General features: G+C 67.9%; 17 protein-coding genes. 9 read left to right on the top strand and 8 right to left on the bottom strand.

Translation table 11 applies throughout. The annotated features are described in order from the left end of the window. Positions 1-10: 10 nt before the first annotated feature. Positions 11-1,594: an efflux transporter outer membrane subunit gene (locus ACTJKF_RS22450; protein ID WP_440626217.1), complete on the bottom strand. Its 1,584-nt coding sequence runs from the start codon at positions 1,592-1,594 to the stop codon at positions 11-13. A gap of 157 nt (positions 1,595-1,751) precedes the next feature. Between ACTJKF_RS22450 and ACTJKF_RS22445 the strand changes: the two genes are divergently transcribed. Together ACTJKF_RS22445 and ACTJKF_RS22440 are read left to right on the top strand one after the other, a co-directional pair. Continuing rightward, positions 1,752-2,693, top strand: a complete 942-nt coding sequence (locus tag ACTJKF_RS22445) for a LysR family transcriptional regulator (protein ID WP_440626215.1) — start codon at positions 1,752-1,754, stop codon at positions 2,691-2,693. A gap of 124 nt (positions 2,694-2,817) precedes the next feature. Further along, positions 2,818-2,976, top strand: coding sequence for a hypothetical protein (locus ACTJKF_RS22440; RefSeq protein WP_170296438.1), 159 nt, complete (start codon positions 2,818-2,820; stop codon positions 2,974-2,976). A 63-nt stretch (positions 2,977-3,039) separates the two neighbouring features. Here the strand turns inward: ACTJKF_RS22440 and ACTJKF_RS22435 are convergent, their stop codons facing one another. Genes ACTJKF_RS22435 through wrbA form a run of 4 tightly spaced genes read right to left on the bottom strand, consistent with a single transcriptional unit; the run spans position 3,040 to position 6,342 of the window. Continuing rightward, entirely contained in the window at positions 3,040-3,867 is an 828-nt protein-coding gene (locus ACTJKF_RS22435; RefSeq protein ID WP_440626214.1) for a metallophosphoesterase, read from the bottom strand. A gap of 23 nt (positions 3,868-3,890) precedes the next feature. After that, the gene (locus ACTJKF_RS22430; protein WP_440626212.1) at positions 3,891-5,312 is read right to left on the bottom strand and encodes an FAD-binding oxidoreductase; all 1,422 of its coding nucleotides are present in this window, start codon (positions 5,310-5,312) and stop codon (positions 3,891-3,893) included. Positions 5,313-5,332: 20 nt separating this feature from the next. Further along, the gene (locus tag ACTJKF_RS22425; RefSeq protein WP_440626210.1) at positions 5,333-5,725 is read right to left on the bottom strand and encodes a DUF2069 domain-containing protein; all 393 of its coding nucleotides are present in this window, start codon (positions 5,723-5,725) and stop codon (positions 5,333-5,335) included. After that, entirely contained in the window at positions 5,722-6,342 is a 621-nt protein-coding gene (wrbA, locus tag ACTJKF_RS22420; protein WP_440626208.1) for an NAD(P)H:quinone oxidoreductase, read from the bottom strand. Before wrbA ends, ACTJKF_RS22425 begins: the two co-directional genes overlap by 4 nt. 144 nt (positions 6,343-6,486) lie before the next feature. On the opposite strand from wrbA, the gene ACTJKF_RS22415 reads away from it, so the two are divergent. Beyond that, a complete protein-coding gene (locus ACTJKF_RS22415) occupies positions 6,487-7,818 on the top strand; it encodes a YihY family inner membrane protein (protein WP_440626205.1) in 1,332 nt (443 codons plus the stop codon). Between the two features lie 18 nt (positions 7,819-7,836). On the opposite strand, the gene ACTJKF_RS22410 is transcribed toward ACTJKF_RS22415, so the two are convergent. Next, entirely contained in the window at positions 7,837-8,154 is a 318-nt protein-coding gene (locus tag ACTJKF_RS22410; RefSeq protein ID WP_440626203.1) for an Mpo1-like protein, read from the bottom strand. A gap of 158 nt (positions 8,155-8,312) precedes the next feature. Here ACTJKF_RS22410 and ACTJKF_RS22405 point away from each other — a divergent pair, with 158 nt between their 5' ends. The 3 genes from ACTJKF_RS22405 to aroC all read left to right on the top strand — a co-directional run bounded on the left by ACTJKF_RS22405 (position 8,313) and on the right by aroC (position 12,219). Further along, complete coding sequence (locus ACTJKF_RS22405; RefSeq protein ID WP_440626201.1) at positions 8,313-8,768, top strand: CBS domain-containing protein; 456 nt, start codon at positions 8,313-8,315, stop codon at positions 8,766-8,768. A 139-nt stretch (positions 8,769-8,907) separates the two neighbouring features. Beyond that, positions 8,908-10,842: an MFS transporter gene (locus ACTJKF_RS22400; RefSeq protein ID WP_440626199.1), complete on the top strand. Its 1,935-nt coding sequence runs from the start codon at positions 8,908-8,910 to the stop codon at positions 10,840-10,842. Between the two features lie 276 nt (positions 10,843-11,118). Continuing rightward, complete coding sequence (gene aroC, locus ACTJKF_RS22395) at positions 11,119-12,219, top strand: chorismate synthase (protein ID WP_440626197.1); 1,101 nt, start codon at positions 11,119-11,121, stop codon at positions 12,217-12,219. 68 nt (positions 12,220-12,287) lie between these two features. Here the strand turns inward: aroC and ACTJKF_RS22390 are convergent, their stop codons facing one another. Next, positions 12,288-13,358 carry a LacI family DNA-binding transcriptional regulator gene (locus ACTJKF_RS22390; RefSeq protein ID WP_440626195.1) on the bottom strand — a complete coding sequence of 357 codons (1,071 nt, stop codon included), beginning with the start codon at positions 13,356-13,358 and terminating at the stop codon, positions 12,288-12,290. A 238-nt stretch (positions 13,359-13,596) separates the two neighbouring features. Between ACTJKF_RS22390 and rbsK the strand changes: the two genes are divergently transcribed. The 3 genes from rbsK (at position 13,597) to ACTJKF_RS22375 (ending at position 16,900) form a co-directional block, all read left to right on the top strand. After that, positions 13,597-14,526, top strand: a complete 930-nt coding sequence (rbsK, locus tag ACTJKF_RS22385; protein ID WP_440626193.1) for a ribokinase — start codon at positions 13,597-13,599, stop codon at positions 14,524-14,526. A gap of 62 nt (positions 14,527-14,588) precedes the next feature. Then, positions 14,589-15,908 carry an MFS transporter gene (locus ACTJKF_RS22380; RefSeq protein ID WP_440626192.1) on the top strand — a complete coding sequence of 440 codons (1,320 nt, stop codon included), beginning with the start codon at positions 14,589-14,591 and terminating at the stop codon, positions 15,906-15,908. A 44-nt stretch (positions 15,909-15,952) separates the two neighbouring features. Next, positions 15,953-16,900 (top strand): dihydrodipicolinate synthase family protein, encoded by a 948-nt coding sequence (locus tag ACTJKF_RS22375; protein ID WP_440626191.1) that lies wholly within the window; start codon positions 15,953-15,955, stop codon positions 16,898-16,900. A 112-nt stretch (positions 16,901-17,012) separates the two neighbouring features. Here ACTJKF_RS22375 and ACTJKF_RS22370 read toward each other — a convergent pair. Continuing rightward, a partial coding sequence (locus ACTJKF_RS22370) for an electron transfer flavoprotein-ubiquinone oxidoreductase (RefSeq protein ID WP_440626189.1) occupies positions 17,013-18,663 on the bottom strand: 1,651 nt, incomplete at its 5' end.

Here is an 18,663-nt window from a genome sequence, read left to right as displayed (position 1 = left end):
TCGCTCCGCGTTACCGTGCGGCCGGCGTGGCGTCGGCCCCGGCCCCGGCCGTCGCGACCTGCGCGGGCCGGGCGCTGGCTGCGACGGGCTTCGCACCCGAGGCGGCGGCCGGCGCGGCTGCGCCGGCGGCGGATTTGTCGTTCGGCACGTCCTGTCCCGTCTCGACGCCACCGCCGAGCGCGGCCATCAGCTGCGCGTGCGCGGCGAGGCGTTCCGCGTCGATCCGGGCGGCCGTTTCCTGTGCGCGCAGCAGCTGCTGTTGCGCGACCAGCACGTTCACGTAATCGGTCAGCCCGCGGCGGAAGCCTTCGCGCGACAGCTGGTAGCTGCGGTCGTTGGCGGCCACCGAACGCGCGGCGTCCTTCTTCTGCGTATCGAGCGAGCGGATCCGCACCACCTGGTCGGCGATGTCCTTGAGCGCGCCGACGACCGTCTGGTTGTAGCGTTCGACCGCCTGGTCGTAGCCGGCGTTGGCCGCGCCGAGTTGCGCGCGCAGGCGACCGCCTTCGAAGATCGGCAGCGACAGCGCGGGGCCGGCCGTCCAGCCGCCGTTCATCGCGCGCAGGAAGCCGGCGAACGGCGCGGTCACGCCGAAGCCGCCGACCGTCGCAAGCAGGTCGATGTTCGGATAGAACGCGGCTTTCGCGACATCGATGCCGCGGGCCTGCGCGTCGACCGTCCAGCGGGCCGCGACGACGTCCGGGCGGCGGCCGAGCAGGTCGGCCGGCATCGCGGACGGCAGGCCGGCCGGCGTATCGAGCGACAGGCTCGGCCGCGTGATCGCGTCGCCGGCACCTGGGCCCTTGCCCGCGAGCGCGGCGAGCTGGTGGCGCGCGAGCTGGATCGCTTCTTCATAGCTGTCGATCTGGCGTTCGTAGTCGGGCAGCGTCGATTCGGCCTGGCTGACTTCGAGCTGCGTGCCGAGGCCGGCCTGCAGCCGCTTGCGCGCGAGATCGGCCAGCGAGCGCTGGCGTTCGAACGTTTCGTGCGCGAGGTCGAGCAGCGCGTAGTTCATCGACATGCCGACATACGCGCGCACGACGTTGACCTCGAGCTCGAGCTTTGCCGCCCGGGCGTCGGCCGCGGTTGCATGCGCGGTGTCGAGCGCGCGCTCGGTCGCGTTCTTGTCCTTGCCCCACAGGTCGAGGTGGTACGACAGGCCGAGCGTGCCGGTGTTGTTCCACGTGTCGGTGTCGGCCAGCGGCCCCGGACCGTAGTACACGTTGTCGGGCCAGTGCTGGCGCATCAGCGACAGGTTGCCGTTGATTTGCGGCAGCTCCGCCGAACGGGCCACGCGCGCCATCGCCTGCGCTTCGCGCACGCGCGCTTCGGCGGCCGCGAGGGTCGGATTGCCGGCTTGCGCGGCGGCGATCCACGCGTCGAGCTGCGGATCGCGGTAGGCACGCCACCAGTCGGACGCGGGCCAGCCGGCATCGCGGTCGGCTGCCCGGATCGCGGCACCGGCGTCGAGCGTGTTCGCCTCGATGCGGGTGGACTGGGTTGTGTTGTCGCCCATGCTCGCGCACCCGGCCATTATTAATGAGACTGCAAGAACCGCCAGTGCCAGCGTCCCTTTTGTTGCCGGAGACTGCACGATTTTCTCCCTTTCGGATATAGATGAGTCGGATACGATTATATTTTTCAGTGATTCCTGAATAAACGGACAACGGTGCAAGTCATTTTTACGAATCCTGAGATAATATTGCGCCGCCTCTGTGCAACAATCCGTCCGGATTCAAACGGGTAATGGGATGGATACGTTACAAAACATGCGGGTCTTCGTCCGCGTGGTCGACGCGGGGAGCTTTACCGCGGCCGCCCAGCAGATGAATTCGACGACCGCCTATGCGTCGCGCGCCGTGTCGGATCTCGAAGCGCATCTGCGCACGCGCCTCCTCAACCGGACGACACGCCGGATCGCACTGACCGAAGCGGGCGAGCGCTACCTGCAGCGCTGCGAGCAGATCCTTGCGTACGTCGACCAGGCCGAAGCCGAAGCGGGCGACGCGCACGCGCGCCCGTCGGGCAAGCTGAAGGTTCATTGCTTCACGAGCCTCGGGCAGCACTACCTGGTGCCGGCCATCGCGCGCTACCGGCAACGCTATCCGGACGTCCACGTCGAGCTGACGCTCGCGCAGCGGATGCCCGACCTGCTCGACGAGGGGTACGACGTCGCGATCGTCGTCGGCCGCGACCTGCCCGACTCGGGGCTCGTGTCGCAGCGGCTCGGCGGGAGCTACAGCGTCGTGTGCGCGTCACCCGCCTATGTCGAGGCCCACGGCGCGCCGCAGTCGCCGGCGGATCTCGGGCAGCACGTCTGTCTCGGAATGGTCGCGCCCGGTTTTCATTTCGACGAATGGTCGCTGTCGGGGCCGCGCGGTGACGAGGTGATCCCGATCACGGCGCCGCCGTTTCGCGTGAACGTCGCCGAAGCGCTCGCGGTGGCCGTGCGGGAAGGGATGGGGATCGCCGGATTGCCGCTCTATTCGGCGATCGGCGGGCTGCGCAGCGGCCACATCGTGCGTGTGATGCCCGAATACCGGTCGCATCCGATGAACATCTACGCGCTGTATCCGTCGCGCCAATACCTCGACGCGAAAATCCGCACCTGGGTCGATTTCCTGCGCGACGAGTTGCCGGCCACGCTGGAAGCTGACGAAGCCGCGCTCGCGCAGTTCACGGCTGCGACATGACAGCGCGGCCGCGTGCGATCTGACGAGATTTGTCGTTCACGCAACATTTTTTTACCATCGAACGGCAGACAGTTTGATACTGTAGAAACATAGAGAGATGGATCTGCCTACACCCGGAGTCGCAATGGATACGCAACTGATGATCGGCCTTGGAGTTCTGCTCGGTGCGGCCGCCGCCGCCGCGGCGACGCGCGATCTGCTGCGCGCGATGAAGGCACGGATGAAGCCGGTGCCGGTCCGGGTGCGCCCGTCGTCGAACGGTTCGCGCCGCGCCGATCGCTGATCGGGCGGCATTTCAGATCGGCGCGGGCCGCATCGCGCGGCTCGATGGCTGTCGGCCCGGCGCTCAGCCGAGTTCGACCACTTTGTCCCACGCAAACGCAGGATTTTCCAGTTCGCCGGTGCGCCGGTGGATGTAGCCGCGCGGGTTGCACACCACGTGCGTGCCGCTATCGGTCACGTAGTCGAATGACGTATGCGTGTGGCCGTGGATCCACAGGTCCACGGGCGGCCGCACGAGTTCCGCCATGTCCGTGACGAATCCCGCCGACGCAAGGTCTTCCGCGTAGCGCTCCGCCAGCGAGCGCAGGTGCGGCGCATGATGGGTGACGACGATCGTGCGGCCCGCGAACGGCGTGGCGAGCCGCGCTTCCAGCCACGCGCGGCCTTGCCGGTGCAGCGCGATCGCATCGGCGGGCGTGAAATCCCGCTCCGGCGTGCCGCCCGCATGCAGCAAGGCTTCATGCGGCCACGTCACCTGGATCAATCCCTTGAAATCGAGCATCACGCGCAAGCCGGCGTCGATGGATCGTGCGACGCTCGCATCGTCGGCGCCGAACAGCGAGAAATCGGTCCACAGCGTCGTGCCCAGCACGCGAAAGCGCTGCGCCGGATCGACGTACACGCCGTTGTTCAGGTAATGCACGTGGTCGATCGTGTGCGCGGCGTCGCGCATCGCCGTCTCGAGCGCGCCGAATTCCCCGTCGTAGTACTCGTGGTTGCCCGGCACGTAGACCACCGGCACGCCGGGGTCGAACGTCTCGGCGGCCCAGCGCAGGCCTTCCGCATGGTTGTGGATGTCGCCGGCCAGCACGACGAGATCCGCGTCGGCATGCGCGATCGTGTCGGGCTGGTTGCTTTCGAGATGCAGGTCGGACAGGACACGAACTCTCATGGACATCGCTCCGGTGGGTGGCGTCAGCGCAGGACCTTGCCGGGATTCATCAGGCCGCGCGGGTCGAGCGCGGTCTTCAGCGTGCGCATCAGCGCCGTTTCGACCGGCGACTTGTAGCGCTGCGCATCGTCGATCTTCAACTGGCCGATCCCGTGTTCGGCGCTGATCGTGCCGTGGTGACGGTGTACGTTGTCGTAGACGATCCGGTTCACCGGCTCCTGGAACGCCGCGAGGAACGCCTTCGCGTCGCCGCCTTCGGGCGTCTGCACGTTGTAGTGCAGGTTGCCGTCGCCGAGATGGCCGAACGTGACCATCCGCGCGCCCGGCGCGGCTTGCTGGATCGCCGCGTCGGTTTCGTCGATGAAGCGCGCGATCGACGAGATCGGCACCGCGATATCGTGCTTGATGTTCAGCCCCTCGTCGGCCTGCGCGAGCGGGATGTGTTCCCGCAGGTCCCAGAATGCGCGGGACTGCGCGAGATTTTCCGCGACCACCGCGTCGACCACGAGCCCGGCCTCGAACGCCTCTTCCATCAGCTTCTCGAACAGCGCGCGCGCATGCGTTTCGCTTTCGTTGTCCGACAGCTCGAGCAGCACCGTCTGCGCGTGCGTGCGGTCGAACGGGTAGCGCAATTGAGGATAGTGCTTGCCGACGAGCTGCATGCAGAAGTCCGACATCAGCTCGAAGCCGGTCAGCAGCGGGCCGGCCGCGCGCTGCGCGAGCGCGAGAAAGTCGAGCGCCGCGTGCGGCGACTCGAGCGCGGCCAGCGCGGTGACCTGCGCGGCCGGCAGCGGATGCAGCTTCATCACGGCGGCCGTGATGATCCCGAGCGTGCCTTCCGCGCCGATGAACAGGTCGCGCAGATCGTAGCCGGTGTTGTCCTTGCGCAGTCCGCGCAGGCCGTCCCAGATTTCGCCCTGCGGCGTCACGACCTCGAGCCCGAGGCACAGCTCGCGCGCGTTGCCATAGCGCAGCACCGCGGTGCCACCCGCGTTGGTCGACAGGTTGCCGCCGATCGTGCAGCTGCCTTCGGCCGCGAGGCTCAGCGCGAACAGCCGGCCGCCTTCGCGGGCGCGCGTCTGCACGTCGGCCAGGATCACGCCGGCTTCGACGGTGATCGTGTTGTTGTGCGGATCGAGCGCGCGCACGCGGTTCAGGCGCGCGAGGCTCAGCACGGCCTGGCCGCCGCTCCCGTCGGGCGTCGCGCCGCCGGCGAGGCCCGTGTTGCCGCCTTGCGGCACGAGCGCGACGCCGTGCGTGTTCGCGAGCCGGACGAGCGCGGCGACTTCGGCCGTATCGGCCGGCTTCAGCACCGCGCACGCGCTGCCTTTGTAGCGGCGGCGCCAGTCGGTCAGGAACGGTTCGGTGTCGTGCGGATCGGTCAGCACATGGGCGGCGCCGATGGCGTCGCGGCAGGCGGATACGAAGGCTTCGGAAGAAATCATCAGGTTCGGTCGCGTAAGGGTCAGGACGCAGCGCGCCGCTGCTTCGCCGCGCGCTTGAACGGCGCGACGTACGCAAGCGCGGCCACGAAGAAGCCGACGGCGAGCGCGGTCTCGCACCAGCCGAGCGTCGCGGACAGCCCGCGGTCGGACATGCCGCGCACGATGCCTTCGGCCAAATAGACGAGGATCAGCATGCTCGCCCACTGCATCGTATAGATGTTACGCCGCCATACGCCGGGCAGCGCGAGCGCCAGCGGCACGGCCTTGAGCATCAGCGCCGAGCCGCCCGGGCGCAGCGGCGCGAGCCACAGTTCCCATGCGAGCGACAGCGCGATCAGCGCGATCAGGCACGCGACGGCGGCCAGCGCAAGGCGCGGCCGGGCCGCGACGGCGGGGCGGGCGGGGGCGTTCATGCGGCCCCGGCGACCTGGGCGTCGGCCAGTGCCGCGGCGGCGCGGGCGAGCCGCACGCCGAGCGCGGCCGCGAGCGCCTTTTCGTCCGCCGACAGCCCCGCGGGCGCGCTGCGATCGTGCTGCGACACGTGCGACGCGCCGTACGGCGTGCCGCCGGTGCGCGTCGTGCTGAGGGCGGCTTCCGTATACGGGATCCCGACGATCATCATCCCGTGATGCAGCAGCGGCAGCATCATCGACAGCAGCGTCGATTCCTGGCCGCCGTGCAGGCTGCCGGTCGACGTGAACACGCTGGCCGGCTTGCCGGTCAGTGCGCCCGACAGCCATTGCGGGGTCGTGCCGTCGAGGAAATACTTGAGTGCCGCGGCCATGTTGCCGAAGCGGGTCGGCGAGCCGAGCGCGAGGCCCGCGCATTCCTCGAGATCGCGCAGTTCCGCGTAGGGCGGGCCGTCGGCGGGGATGTCGGGGGCGGTGGCTTCGCAGACCGTCGAGACGGGCGGCACGGTGCGGATGCGCGCCTGCGTGCCCGGCACGCTGTCGATGCCGTTCGCGATCGCGAGCGCGAGATCGCGCGTGGCGCCGTGGCGGCTGTAATAGAGGACGAGAATGTCTTTCATGGGCGGCGGAGCCGCATGCGGCCGCGCGCATGCCCGGTGCAGTCGGCCCCTGCTGGATCGAGCGGCTATTATAGGGGCTGGAGCCGTCGCGCAGCGCGGCGGCGGCGCGCCATCGGGCGCGCGGCATCAAGAAGGAGAAGCCGTTTGCCGAAGTTGAGCGTCGATCTCGACACCCTCAAGCGCCTCGCGCAATTCGCGGCCCGGCGCAGCGCCGAGGATCGCATCCCGCAAGTGGCGGGCAGCCTCACGTTCACGACGATGCTGGCCCTCGTGCCACTCGTGACGGTCGCGTTCGCGCTGTTCACCGCGTTCCCGATGTTCGCGTCGTTCCAGATCTCGCTGCAGGGGTTCCTCGCGGACCACCTGATGCCCGCGCAGTTCAACGTCCAGATCTTCAAGTACCTGAACCAGTTCGCGTCGAAGGCCAAGGGGCTGACGACGGCCGGCCTGATCGTGCTCGTCGTCACGTCGGTGATGACGATGATGACGATCGAGTCCGCGTTCAACCTGATCTGGCGGGTGCGCAAGCCGCGGCCGTTCGCGCAGCGCGTGCTCGCGTACTGGGCGCTGATCACGCTCGGCCCGCTGCTGTTCGGCGTGAGCCTGTCGATCTCGTCGTATCTGTTTACGCAGTCGCTCGCGTTCACCGGCGCCGCGCCGTCGACGTCGATCATCGAGTGGCTGCTCGCGCTCGCGTCGCTGCCGCTGACCGTGCTCGCGTTCACGCTGCTATACGTGTATCTGCCGAACTGCACGGTCGCCTGGCGCGACGCGGTGATCGGCGGGCTGTTCGCGGCCATCGCGTTCGAGCTCGCAAAGCGCGGCTTCGGCTATTACGTGCGGCGCATTCCGACCTATACGGCCGTGTATGGCGCGTTCGCGGCGCTCCCGGTGTTCCTGCTGTGGGTGTACCTGAGCTGGTTCATCGCGCTGCTCGGCGCGATGGTCGCATCCGCGCTGCCGGCGATCCGCGTCGGCCAGTTCCATCGCATCCACTATCCGGGCAGCGACCTGCTCGACGCGCTCGAATTGCTCGCGCGGCTGGCCGAGGCGCGTGCGGTCGGCAAGGCCGGCTATACGGCGATGCGGCTCGCGACCATGCTGCGCTGCGACATGGAAACCGCGCAGCGGCTGCTGCTGACGCTGGAGGAGCGGGAATGGATCGCGCGGCTCGATAGCGGCGAACCGGCGCCGCGCTACATCCTGCTGGCGAACCCGGAGCACCTGACGCTGGCGCAGTTGTTCGACGTGCTGGTGATCGACCGCACGGAGCTGACCTACCAGCTGCAGCGGCGCCGTAGCCACGTCGACGGCGCGGCACTGCTCGACGTGCTGTCGAACGACCGCTTCGACGTATCGCTGGCGTCGCTGATCGCCGCACACCGGCTGGCGGGCGCGCAGCCGGCGTTACCCGGGCACGGGCCCGCGACGGGCGGGGCGCCCGATCCGCACGCGCGGCCGCCGAAGACGGCGTGACGCGCGGCCGGGCGGGCGTTACAGCGGAATCTTGCCGGTGCAGATGTCCTTGAACATCACCCAGTCGCCCATCAGGCTGTAGATCGGGTGCCGGAACGTGGCGGGGCGGTTCTTCTCGAAGAAGAAGTGTCCGACCCACGCGAAGCCGTAGCCGCACACGATGGCAGCCGGCAGCCACAGCCAGTAGCCCGTCGCGATCGCCATCGCGACGCAGCCGATCACGCCGAGCGAGCCGATGAAATGCAGGCGCCGCGACGTGAGGTTCTGGTGTTCGTTCAGGTAGTACGGATAGAAATCAGCGAAGCTGGCGAATTGCTCCGTATGCGTATGCGCCATGGCCGTCTCCTCGGGCCGCCGTCCATACGGTCATTGTGCGGCGGGCGGCCCGCGTCCGCAAGCGGGGGCGGCCGCGCCGCGCGGGCCCGCGCTTTCCTTTTGACGGGCTTTCCGATAGGATCGAAAGCGGATTTGCATTCAAGCATGAGGGGACTACGATGCGCGTCAGCGATATTCTGAAAGTGAAGGGCAACACGCTGTTTACAGTGACGCCCGATAAGCCGCTGCGCGAAGCGGTCGATACGATGGCCGAGCACGATATCGGTTCGCTCGTCGTGATGGAGTACGGCGATCTCGTCGGGATGCTGACGTTCCGCGAGATCATCCTGCGCCTGCACGTGAACGGCGGCGCGATCGGCGACGTGCAGGTGCGCAAGGTGATGGACGAGCCGCTCACGTGCACGCCCGAAACCGACGTCAACGAAGTGCGCCGGATGATGCTCGAGCGCCACGCGCGCTACATGCCGGTGCTGGACAAGAAGGTGCTGATGGGCGTCATCTCGTTCTACGACGTCGCGAAGACGGTCGTCGAGGCGCAGAGCTTCGAGAACCGGATGCTGAAGGCATATATCCGCGACTGGCCGGAAGCCGAAACCGAAACGCACAAGCCGTGAAACGTGTCGCGCCCGTTGCGATGACGCGCGGGCGCTGCCACTCGGCGCACGGCGGCGCAGGCTCGGCCTGCGCCGCCTTTTTTTCAACAACAACCCAAGGCCCGCGCAGCGTCGCCCAGACGACGCGCGCGTATTCCGCATGAGCGATCACACGCAAGTCTCTTCCGCGTCGCGCGGCGAACGGCGCGCCCACGCGTCGCAGTTCGACCTGCTGCGCCAGCGTCGTTTTGCGCCGTTCTTCACGACCCAGTTCCTGGGCGCGCTGAACGACAACGTGTTCAAGATCGGTTTCACGTCGCTCGTCACCTATCACACCGCGCGCTTCTCCGGCGTCGATGCGAAGACGGCCGCGTTCCTGATTTCCGCGATCTTCATCCTGCCGTTCGTGCTGTTCTCGGCTACCTCCGGCCAGATCGCCGACAAATACGACAAGGCGACGCTCACGCGTTTCGTGAAGACCTTCGAGATCGCGCTGATGCTGGTCGGCGCGGCCGGTTTCGTCACGCACGGCGCGACGCTGCTGTATCTGTGCACGTTCATGATGGGCATGCACTCGACGCTGTTCGGCCCCGTCAAGTATTCGTACCTGCCGCAGCATCTCGACGATCATGAACTGGTCGGCGGCAACGGCCTCGTCGAGATGGGCACGTTCATCGCGATCCTGATCGGGACGATCATCGGCGGCGCGGCCGCGGGCATCGAGGGCAGCGGCGAGCGCGTGCTGGCCGTCAGCGTCGTCGTCGTCGCGCTCGCCGGGCGGCTCGTCGCGCAGCGCGTGCCGTCGACGCCGGCGCCGCAGCCCGATCTCGTGATCAACTGGAACCCGTTCAGCGAGACCTGGCGCAACCTCGGGCTCGCGCGGCAGAACCGCACCGTGTTCCTGAGCCTGCTCGGCATCTCGTGGCTGTGGTTCGTTGGCGCGACGTTCCTCACGTCGTTCTTCAATTTCGCGAAGGACGTGCTGTCCGCCAGCCCCGACGTCGTCACCGTCCTGCTCGCGACATTCTCGGTCGGGATCGGCCTCGGCTCGCTGCTGTGCGAGCGCCTGTCGCAGCGGCGCGTCGAGATCGGTCTTGTGCCGCTCGGCTCGATCGGCATCAGCGTGTTCGCGATCGAGCTGTATTTCGCGAGCCGTTCGCTGCCGTCGCCCGGCCATCTGCTGTCGGTCGGGGAGTTCCTGGCCAGTGCGCGGCACTGGCGGATCCTGGCCGACCTGTTCCTGCTCGCGATGTTCGGCGGCTTCTACAGCGTGCCGCTGTATGCGCTGATCCAGAGCCGCAGCGCGCCGACCCACCGTGCGCGGATCATCGCCGCGAACAACATCCTGAACGCGCTGTTCATGATCCTGTCGGCGCTGATGGCGATGGGACTGACCAAGGCCGGCGTCGGCATCCCGGGCCTGTTCCTCGTCACCGCGCTGCTGAATGTCGTCGTCGCGACGTATATCTATCTGCTCGTCCCCGAATTCCTGCTGCGCTTCGTCGCGTGGGTGCTGGTGCACACGTTCTACCGGATTCGACTCGTGCATGCGGAGCGAATTCCGGAAGAGGGCGCGGCCGTGCTCGTGTGCAACCACGTGAGCTACGTCGATGCGCTCGTGCTGGCCGCCGCGAGCCCCCGGCCGATCCGGTTCGTGATGGATCACCGGATCTTCAAGACGCGCTTCGCGAGCTGGGTGTTCCGGCATGCGAAGGCGATCCCGATCGCGCCGCGCCATGAGGATCCCGAGATGCTCGCGCGCGCCTACGACGCGTGCGAGGCCGCGCTGAAGGACGGCGAGCTGGTATGCATCTTCCCCGAGGGCAAGCTGACCAAGACGGGCGACATCAACACGTTCCACCACGGCATCACGGAGATCCTCGGCCGCACGCCGGCCCCCGTGATCCCGATGGCGCTGCGCGGGCTGTGGGGCAGCTATTTCTCCCGTCATGCCGATGCGCGGATGCCGCGGCCCATCAAGCGCGGCGTGATGAGCCGGCTGACGCTCGCGGTCGGCGAGCCGATCGCGGCCTCGGTCGCAACGCCCGACGTGCTGCAGGCCGCGGTGACGGAACTGCGCGGCGCGCGGAAGTAAACGGGGGCGGCCCCGGCGCGGGTTGACGATCGCCACGCCGGGCCGCGATGACGACCGCGCATCGGCCGGCCGCGAGCGCGACGGCGCGGGTCGCGAGGCGCCGCGCCGAGCCGGATCCGTCGCCGGTCCGTGTGGTCCGAACGGTTCACGCGGCCCGCGGGCCCGGGACGGCTGGCATAATAGCGGTTTACCTCATTTTCTCGACCGGCAAACGATCGGCCTGCCTGTGGCCTGGCAGCGCATCGGTTTGTCCATTTCTCTTTGGGCGGTTCCATCATGTCCGGCAATACCCTTGGCACGCTTTTCACTGTCACGACCTTCGGCGAATCGCACGGCCCCGCGATCGGCTGCGTGATCGACGGCTGCCCGCCGGGGATGGGGCTGACCGAAGCCGACATCCAGGTCGAGCTCGATCGCCGCAAGCCCGGCACGTCGCGGCACGTGACGCAGCGCCAGGAGGCCGACGAGGTCGAGATCCTGTCCGGCGTGTTCGAAGGCATGACGACCGGCACACCGATCGCGCTGCTGATCCGCAACACCGATCAACGCAGCAAGGATTACGGCAACATCGTCGAGACGTTCCGTCCCGGCCATGCCGACTATACCTACTGGCAGAAGTACGGCATCCGCGACTATCGTGGCGGCGGCCGCTCGTCGGCTCGCCTGACCGCGCCGATCGTCGGGGCGGGCGCGGTCGCGAAGAAGTGGCTGCGCGAGCGCTTCGGTGTCGAGGTGCGCGGTTACATGAGCGGCCTCGGCGAAATCGACGTGCCGTTCGTCGACTGGTCGCACGTGCGCGAAAACCCGTTCTTCGCGCCGAACGCGGCGATCGTTCCGCAGCTGGAAGCCTACATGGACGCGTTGCGCAAGGACGGCGATTCGATCGGCGCGCGCATCGACGTCGTCGCGTCGGGCGTGCCGGTCGGCTGGGGCGAGCCGGTGTTCGACCGGCTCGACGCGGACATCGCGAAGGCGATGATGAGCATCAACGCGGTGAAGGGCGTCGAGATCGGCGCGGGCTTCGACAGCGTCGCGCAGCGCGGCTCGGTGCACGGCGACGAACTGACGCCGGCCGGCTTCGTCGGCAATCATGCGGGCGGCGTGCTCGGCGGGATTTCGACCGGGCAGGACATCACCGTGTCGATGGCGATCAAGCCGACGTCGAGCATCCGCACGCCGCGCCGTTCGATCACGCGGGCCGGCGAAGAGGCGACCGTCGAAACCTTCGGTCGCCACGACCCGTGCGTCGGCATCCGCGCGACGCCGATCGCCGAGTCGATGCTCGCGCTGGTGCTGATCGACCATGCGCTGCGCCATCGCGCGCAATGCGGCGACGTCGAGACTTCGACGCCGAAGATCGCCGGCAGCGCGACCTGATGCGAGCGGGCCGGCACTTGCCGGCTCGACCGATGCGATGCGAAACGGGGCGCCTGGGGCGCCCCGTTTCATTGGGCTGCGGGCAGCGGCGGCGCAGCCGATTCACGCACCCGCAGTTCGGGCAGTACCGCGCAACCGGGCCCGGCTTCGCCGTTCTCGAGCGCGCCGAGCAACGCGTGGGCGGCCTTGCGCCCGATCGCGGCGGTGTCGACCCACATCGTCGTCAGTGACGGCCGGATTTCGCGAGCCAGTGCGACGTCGTCGAATCCGGTGATCGACAGTTGCGACGGCACCTCGAGGCCCAGGGCCTGCGCCTCGAGCAATGCGCCGAGCGCGAGGGCGTCGTTGCCGCACATCACGGCCGTCGGGCGCGGGGCGCCGCTGTCGGCGATCGCGCGCAGGCTCGCTCGCCCGAACGCGATCGTGGCCGCGCCCTCGTGCTGGTGGACCGGGCGAACCGCGAGACCGCGCGCGGCAAGCGTGTCGTGAATGCCGCGCAGGCGGGCCTGCACGCGGTCGTTGTCCGCGCAAGGCTGCATGATGACCGCGAAATCGCGATGGCCGAGGTCGAGCAGGTGCGTGGTCAGCCGCGCGAATGCCGCGCGGTTGTCGAAGCCGATGCAGCAGTGCGGGCTGTCGTCGCGATACGCGTAGGTCACGACATACGGCACGCGATGCTGGTCGAGCAGTTCGAATACTTCCGGCGGATACGCTTCACCGACCAGCGACACGGCTTCCACGCCGCGCGACAGCATCGCGCGCACCTGCGCCAGCGCTTGCGCCGGATCGTAGTTCGAGCAGCCGAGGAAGAGGGTGATGCCGTGTTCGGCCATGACCGCCTGCATCCCCGCTACCTGGGACGCGAACACTTGATCGTCGAGCGTCGGGATGATCGCCCCCGTGATGTGGGTGCGCGTGGAGGCGAGTGCACGGCCGGCGGCGTTCGGAATCCAGTTCAGCGCGCGCGCGGCGTCGCGCACGCGCTGCTGCACGTCGGCCGATACCTTGCCGGGGTCGTTGTACACGCGCGAGACGGTCGCGGTCGACACGCCGGCAAGCTTCGCGACATCGCCGAGCACCGACCGGCCGCTGCCGCGGCGTGCGCGCGCCGCGCCGCCGCTGGAGGAAGGCGTGCTCATCGGCGATCCCCGGCTGCGGCTGTCGCGCGGACGCCGCCCATGTTCAAAAGCGCCATCGTTTACCCTCGATTCGGCGTGGTTCCGCTTGCATTTCGATTCTCGCCTGTGAGAATGTAAGCGCTATCTTGATGCCAATCCGTATTATGTCAGACACAGATTGCAGCTGCATTGTGAAGTTTTCGTCGACGTCGGCCTTTCCGGCCATTTTGTCGGTCGCAAATGTAAGCGGTTACATTCGATGATGAATCACGCAAAGCCACCCCGAATCGCCGTCGTCGGCAGCGTCAACGTCGATCTCGTCACACGCGCGCCGCGTCTGCCCGTCCCGGGAGAAACGCTGCTCGGCACGTCGTTCCAGACCGTCCACGGCGGCAAGGGGGCGAACCAGGCGGTGGCCGCCGCGCGCCTCGGTGCGTCGGTCGCGATGATCGGCTGCGTCGGCAACGACGCGTTCGGGGCACGCCTGCACGACGCGCTTGCGGCGGAGCGCATCGACGTGACGCACCTGCACCGGATTGACGGCGAGGCAACCGGCGTCGCCACGATCACGGTCGACGCACACGGGGCGAACAGCATCGTCGTCGTGCCCGGTGCGAACGCATGCCTCGATGCCGCATTGATCGACGCGTCGCGCGACGTGATCGCCGGCGCGGCGCTGATGGTGTGCCAGCTCGAGGTGCCGATCGAGACCGTTGCGCGCGCCATCGGGAGTGCCATCGCGCATCGGACGCCCGTGCTGCTCAATCCGGCGCCTGCCCGGCCGCTGTTCGACGCGTTGCTGGCCCGAATCGACTACCTCGTCGTCAACGAGACGGAAGCGGAGGCGCTGACCGGCATCGCCGTCGGCGACGACGCATCGGCGGTGCAGGCCGCCGATGCGCTGTGCGCGAAGGGCGTCGGCAACGTGCTGGTCACGCTCGGTGCGCGCGGTGTCTGCTGGCGTGGGGCGGCCGGGCACGGCCGCCATCGGGCGATGGCGGTGGTCGCCGTCGATACGACCGCAGCCGGCGACACCTTCGTCGGCGGGTTCGCGGCGGCCCGGGCGAGCGGTGCGTCGATGGACGACGCAATCGCGTTCGGCCAGCGCGCGGCCGCGGTCAGCGTGACGCGTCACGGCGCACAGACCTCGATTCCGACACGCGAAGAAGTGGAGCGTGCGGCCGTATAGATTCCGCGACGACGGAACGGGCCGGAGCCCGGCAACCATTCAGGACAACGGAGACAATCGCAATGAACGAGAATCAGGCTGTTCCGACCGCGCCCCCACGCATTCGGCGCGGACAACGTATCGCGCTCGCGCTGCTGATGGTGAGCGGGATCGTCAACTATCTCGACCGCGGCACGCTGGCCGTCGCGAGTTCGGCCATCCGCAACGACCTCGGTCTGTCGCTCTCCGAGATGGGCTTGCTGTTGTCGGCGTTTTCGTGGAGCTACGCGCTGTGCCAGTTCCCGGTCGGCGGACTCGTCGATCGCATCGGACCGCGCCGGTTGCTGGGCGTCGGGCTGATCGTCTGGTCGCTCGCGCAGGCGGCGGGCGGGATCGTCGCCACCTTCGGCTGGTTCATCGTCGCGCGTATCGTGCTCGGCATCGGTGAGGCGCCTCAGTTCCCGTCGGCGGCGCGGGTGGTGAGCAACTGGTTTCCGCTGCGCGCGCGCGGTACGCCGACCGGCATCTTCAACGCGGCATCGCCGCTCGGCACCGCGCTCGCGCCGTTGCTGCTGGCGGTGCTCGTTGCCTCGTTCGACTGGCGCTGGGCATTTGTCGCGACGGGGGCGCTCGGCCTCGTCGTCGCCGTCGTCTGGTTTGCCTTGTACCGCGACCCGGCGCGTGCGCAATTGACTGCGACGGAACGCGCGTATCTCGATGCCGACGCGCAGACTGCCGTCGCGGCGCCGAAGCTGACCTTCGCCGACTGGCGCAGCCTGTTCTCGCACGGGACGACCTGGGGCATGCTGATCGGATTCTTCGGTTCCGTGTATCTGAACTGGGTCTACCTGACCTGGTTGCCGGGGTACCTGACGATGGAGCGTCACATGAGCCTCATTCGCACCGGATTTGCGGCGTCGGTGCCGTTCCTGTGCGGGTTCGTCGGCTCGCTGGTCGCCGGCTGGCTGTCGGATCTGGTCACGCGCCGCAGCCGCTCGCCGGTCGTGAGTCGACGCAACGCGGTCGTCGTCGCGATGCTCGGAATGGTCGCGTTCACGATTCCGGCCGCGCTCGTGCAGAGCAACACGGTCGCGCTCGCGTGCATTTCGGTCGTGATCTTTCTCGCCAATGCGGCATCGGCGTGTTCGTGGGCGCTCGCGACGGCGGCCGCGCCGCCGAGCCGGATCGCATCGCTCGGCGCGATCCAGAATTTCGGCGGTTTCATCGGCGGGGCGCTCGCGCCGATCCTGACGGGTGTCATCGCGCAGAAGTGGTCGTTCGTGCCGGCGCTGCTGACGGCGGCGGCAATCGCATTTGCCGGTGCGATGGCCTACCTGCTGCTGGTTCGCAAGCCGATTCCCGAGCAGGCCGCGAGTGCCGCGTCCGGCGTGCTGCCGGCCTGAGCGCCGTGCCGGCATCACGCATTTACTGAAGGAAGGAGAAACAGATGCAACACCATCAGCAGTCGAGCGCGACCGTCGAGGGGATCGTACCGGTGATGCTGACGCCGTTCGACGACGCCGGCGCGATCGATTACGCGGGCCTCGAACGGCTCATCGAATGGTATCTGGCGCACGGCTCGGATGCGCTGTTCGCGGTCGCGCAATCGAGCGAGATGCAATTCCTGAGTCTGGCCGAACGGGCGGAGCTCGCGCGTTTCGTGGTCGAACGCGTGGCCGGGCGCGTGCCCGTCGTCGCGTCCGGCCACATCAGCGACGATCTCGATGCGCAGGTCGCCGAGCTGCGCGCGGCGGCGGAATCGGGGGCGCAGGGCGTCGTGCTCGTGACCAACCGCCTCGACCCGCAGCGCAAAGGCAGCGCCGCGTTGCTCGACCATCTTCACAAGCTGCTCGCGCGACTGCCGTCGGATCTGCCGCTCGGCTTGTACGAATGTCCGGCACCTTACCGCCGATTGCTGTCCGATGACGAACTTCGGGCGTGCATCGACACCGGCCGCTTCGTGATGCTCAAGGACGTGAGTTGCGACCTGGAGACGGTGAAGCGGCGCGTTGCGCTCGCCGCGGGATCGCCGCTGAAGATCCTGAATGCGAACGCCGCGATCGCGTGGGAGGCGATGAAGGCGGGCTCCGCCGGCTTCAACGGCGTGTTCACCAACTTCCATCCGGATCTGTATCGATGGTTGCGCACGCAGGGCGACTCGGATCCGGCGCTCGCTGACGAGTTGTCGACCTTCCTGGTGGTCTCGGCGGTGTCGGAAGTCCTGGGCTACCCCGCGCTTGCGAAGATCTATCACCAGCGGATCGGCACGTTCGCGTCGATTCGCTGCCGCGCGATCGACTACGACGTACGCGAGCGGTTCTGGGCGCTCGACGCGGTGCTCGACAAGATCGTGTCCGGTACCGAGCACTTCCGTCGGCGGATCGCGGCGCGCTGACGAGGCGGGGCCGGCGTGCCGTGCGTGAGTCGCACGCCGGATCACGAGCAGGGCGGCATCGAGCGTCGAACGGACGAAAAAAAACGCCGCGCGAGGCGGCGTTTTCCGCAGGTTACATGTTCGGGTAATTCGGCCCGCCGCCGCCTTCCGGCGTGACCCACACGATGTTTTGCGTCGGGTCCTTGATGTCGCAGGTCTTGCAGTGCACGCAGTTCTGCGCGTTGATCACGAGGCGATCGCTGCCGTCGTCGTTCTTCACGAACTCATACACCGCCGCCGGGCAGAAGCGCCCCTCGGGGCCCGCGTAGGTCCGCAGGTTCACGTTCACCGGCACGTTCGCATCCTTCAGCGTCAGGTGCGCCGGCTGGTTCTCCTCATGGTTCGTGTTCGAGATGAACACCGACGACAGCCGGTCGAACGTCAGCTTGCCGTCCGGCTTCGGATACTCGATCGGCGTGCATTGCGACGCCGGCTTCAGCGTCTCGTGGTCCGCATGCTTGTGGTGCAGCGTCCACGGCACATTGCCGCCCATCACCTTCTGCTCGAGCCCGACCATCAGCGTGCCCAGGTACAGACCCTTGGCCATCCACTGCTTGAAGTTACGTGCGCGGTACAGCTCCGTGTACAGCCACGATTGCTTGAACGCGTCCGGGTAGGCATTGAGTTCATCGCTCTGACGGCCGGCCTGCACCGCGTCGAACGCGGCGTCGGCCGCCAGCATGCCGGTCTTGATCGCCGCGTGGCTGCCCTTGATCCGCGATGCGTTCAGGAAGCCCGCATCGTCGCCGATCAGCGCGCCGCCCGGGAACACCGTCTTCGGCAGCGACAGCAGGCCGCCCGCGGTGATCGCGCGCGCGCCGTACGACACGCGCTTGCCACCTTCCAGGAACGCGCGGATCGACGGGTGCGTCTTGTAGCGCTGGAATTCCTCGAACGGCGACAGGTACGGGTTCGTATAGCCCAGGCCCACCACGAAGCCGACCACCACCTGATTGTTGTCCATGTGATACAGGAACGAGCCGCCGTACGTATCGGACTTCAGCGGCCAGCCGGCCGTGTGGATCACGAGGCCCGGCTTGTGCTTGGCCGGATCGATTTCCCACAGTTCCTTGATGCCGATCCCGTACGCCTGCGGATCCGCGTTCGCGTCGAGCTTGAACTTCGAGATCAACTGGCGGCCCAGGTGGCCGCGGCAGCCTTCGGCGAACAGCGTGTACTTCGCGTGCAGCTCCATGCCGAGCTGGAAGTTCTCGGTCGGCTCGCCGTCCTTGCCCACGCCCATGTTGCCGGTGGCGACGCCTTTGACCGAGCCGTCGTCGTTGTAGAGAATCTCCGCGGCCGGGAAGCCCGGGAATATTTCCACACCGAGCGCCTCAGCCTGCTGGCCAAGCCAGCGCGTGACATTGCCCAACGAAATCACGTAGTTGCCGTGATTCTGGAAGTTGGCGGGCAGCGCCCAGTTGGGCGTCGTGACCGCGCTCTTCTCGGACAGGAACAGGAAGCGGTCTTCGGTCACCTCGACGTCGAGCGGTGCGCCGCGTTCCTTCCAGTCGGGGAACAGTTCGTTGATCGCGCGCGGATCCATCACCGCGCCCGACAGGATGTGCGCGCCGATCTCGGAACCCTTCTCGAGCACGCACACGCCGATCTCGGTGCCTTTCTCGGCAGCCAGCTGCTTGAGCCGGATCGCGGCCGACAGCCCGGCGGGGCCGCCGCCGACGATCACGACGTCGTATTCCATCGATTCGCGCGGGCCGTATTGC

Source organism: Burkholderia sp. 22313 (assembly GCF_052045245.1).
Classification (GTDB): Bacteria; Pseudomonadota; Gammaproteobacteria; order Burkholderiales; family Burkholderiaceae; genus Burkholderia.
Note: the sequence above shows the minus strand (reverse complement) of the source record. Positions and strands in the feature narration are given on the sequence as shown.

Bases quoted from the DNA above. Each gene is read 5' to 3' on its own strand.
- ACTJKF_RS22430 (WP_440626212.1), bottom strand. From the start codon at position 5,312: ATGATTTCTTCCGAAGCCTTCGTATCCGCCTGCCGCGACGCCATCGGC.
- ACTJKF_RS22445 (WP_440626215.1), top strand. From the start codon at position 1,752: ATGGATACGTTACAAAACATGCGGGTCTTCGTCCGCGTGGTCGACGCG.
- ACTJKF_RS22380 (WP_440626192.1), top strand. From the start codon at position 14,589: ATGAACGAGAATCAGGCTGTTCCGACCGCGCCCCCACGCATTCGGCGC.
- ACTJKF_RS22425 (WP_440626210.1), bottom strand. From the start codon at position 5,725: ATGAACGCCCCCGCCCGCCCCGCCGTCGCGGCCCGGCCGCGCCTTGCG.
- ACTJKF_RS22405 (WP_440626201.1), top strand. From the start codon at position 8,313: ATGCGCGTCAGCGATATTCTGAAAGTGAAGGGCAACACGCTGTTTACA.
- wrbA (WP_440626208.1), bottom strand. From the start codon at position 6,342: ATGAAAGACATTCTCGTCCTCTATTACAGCCGCCACGGCGCCACGCGC.
- ACTJKF_RS22435 (WP_440626214.1), bottom strand. From the start codon at position 3,867: ATGAGAGTTCGTGTCCTGTCCGACCTGCATCTCGAAAGCAACCAGCCC.
- aroC (WP_440626197.1), top strand. From the start codon at position 11,119: ATGTCCGGCAATACCCTTGGCACGCTTTTCACTGTCACGACCTTCGGC.
- ACTJKF_RS22400 (WP_440626199.1), top strand. From the start codon at position 8,908: ATGAGCGATCACACGCAAGTCTCTTCCGCGTCGCGCGGCGAACGGCGC.
- ACTJKF_RS22440 (WP_170296438.1), top strand. From the start codon at position 2,818: ATGGATACGCAACTGATGATCGGCCTTGGAGTTCTGCTCGGTGCGGCC.
- ACTJKF_RS22375 (WP_440626191.1), top strand. From the start codon at position 15,953: ATGCAACACCATCAGCAGTCGAGCGCGACCGTCGAGGGGATCGTACCG.
- ACTJKF_RS22390 (WP_440626195.1), bottom strand. From the start codon at position 13,358: ATGAGCACGCCTTCCTCCAGCGGCGGCGCGGCGCGCGCACGCCGCGGC.
- rbsK (WP_440626193.1), top strand. From the start codon at position 13,597: ATGATGAATCACGCAAAGCCACCCCGAATCGCCGTCGTCGGCAGCGTC.
- ACTJKF_RS22410 (WP_440626203.1), bottom strand. From the start codon at position 8,154: ATGGCGCATACGCATACGGAGCAATTCGCCAGCTTCGCTGATTTCTAT.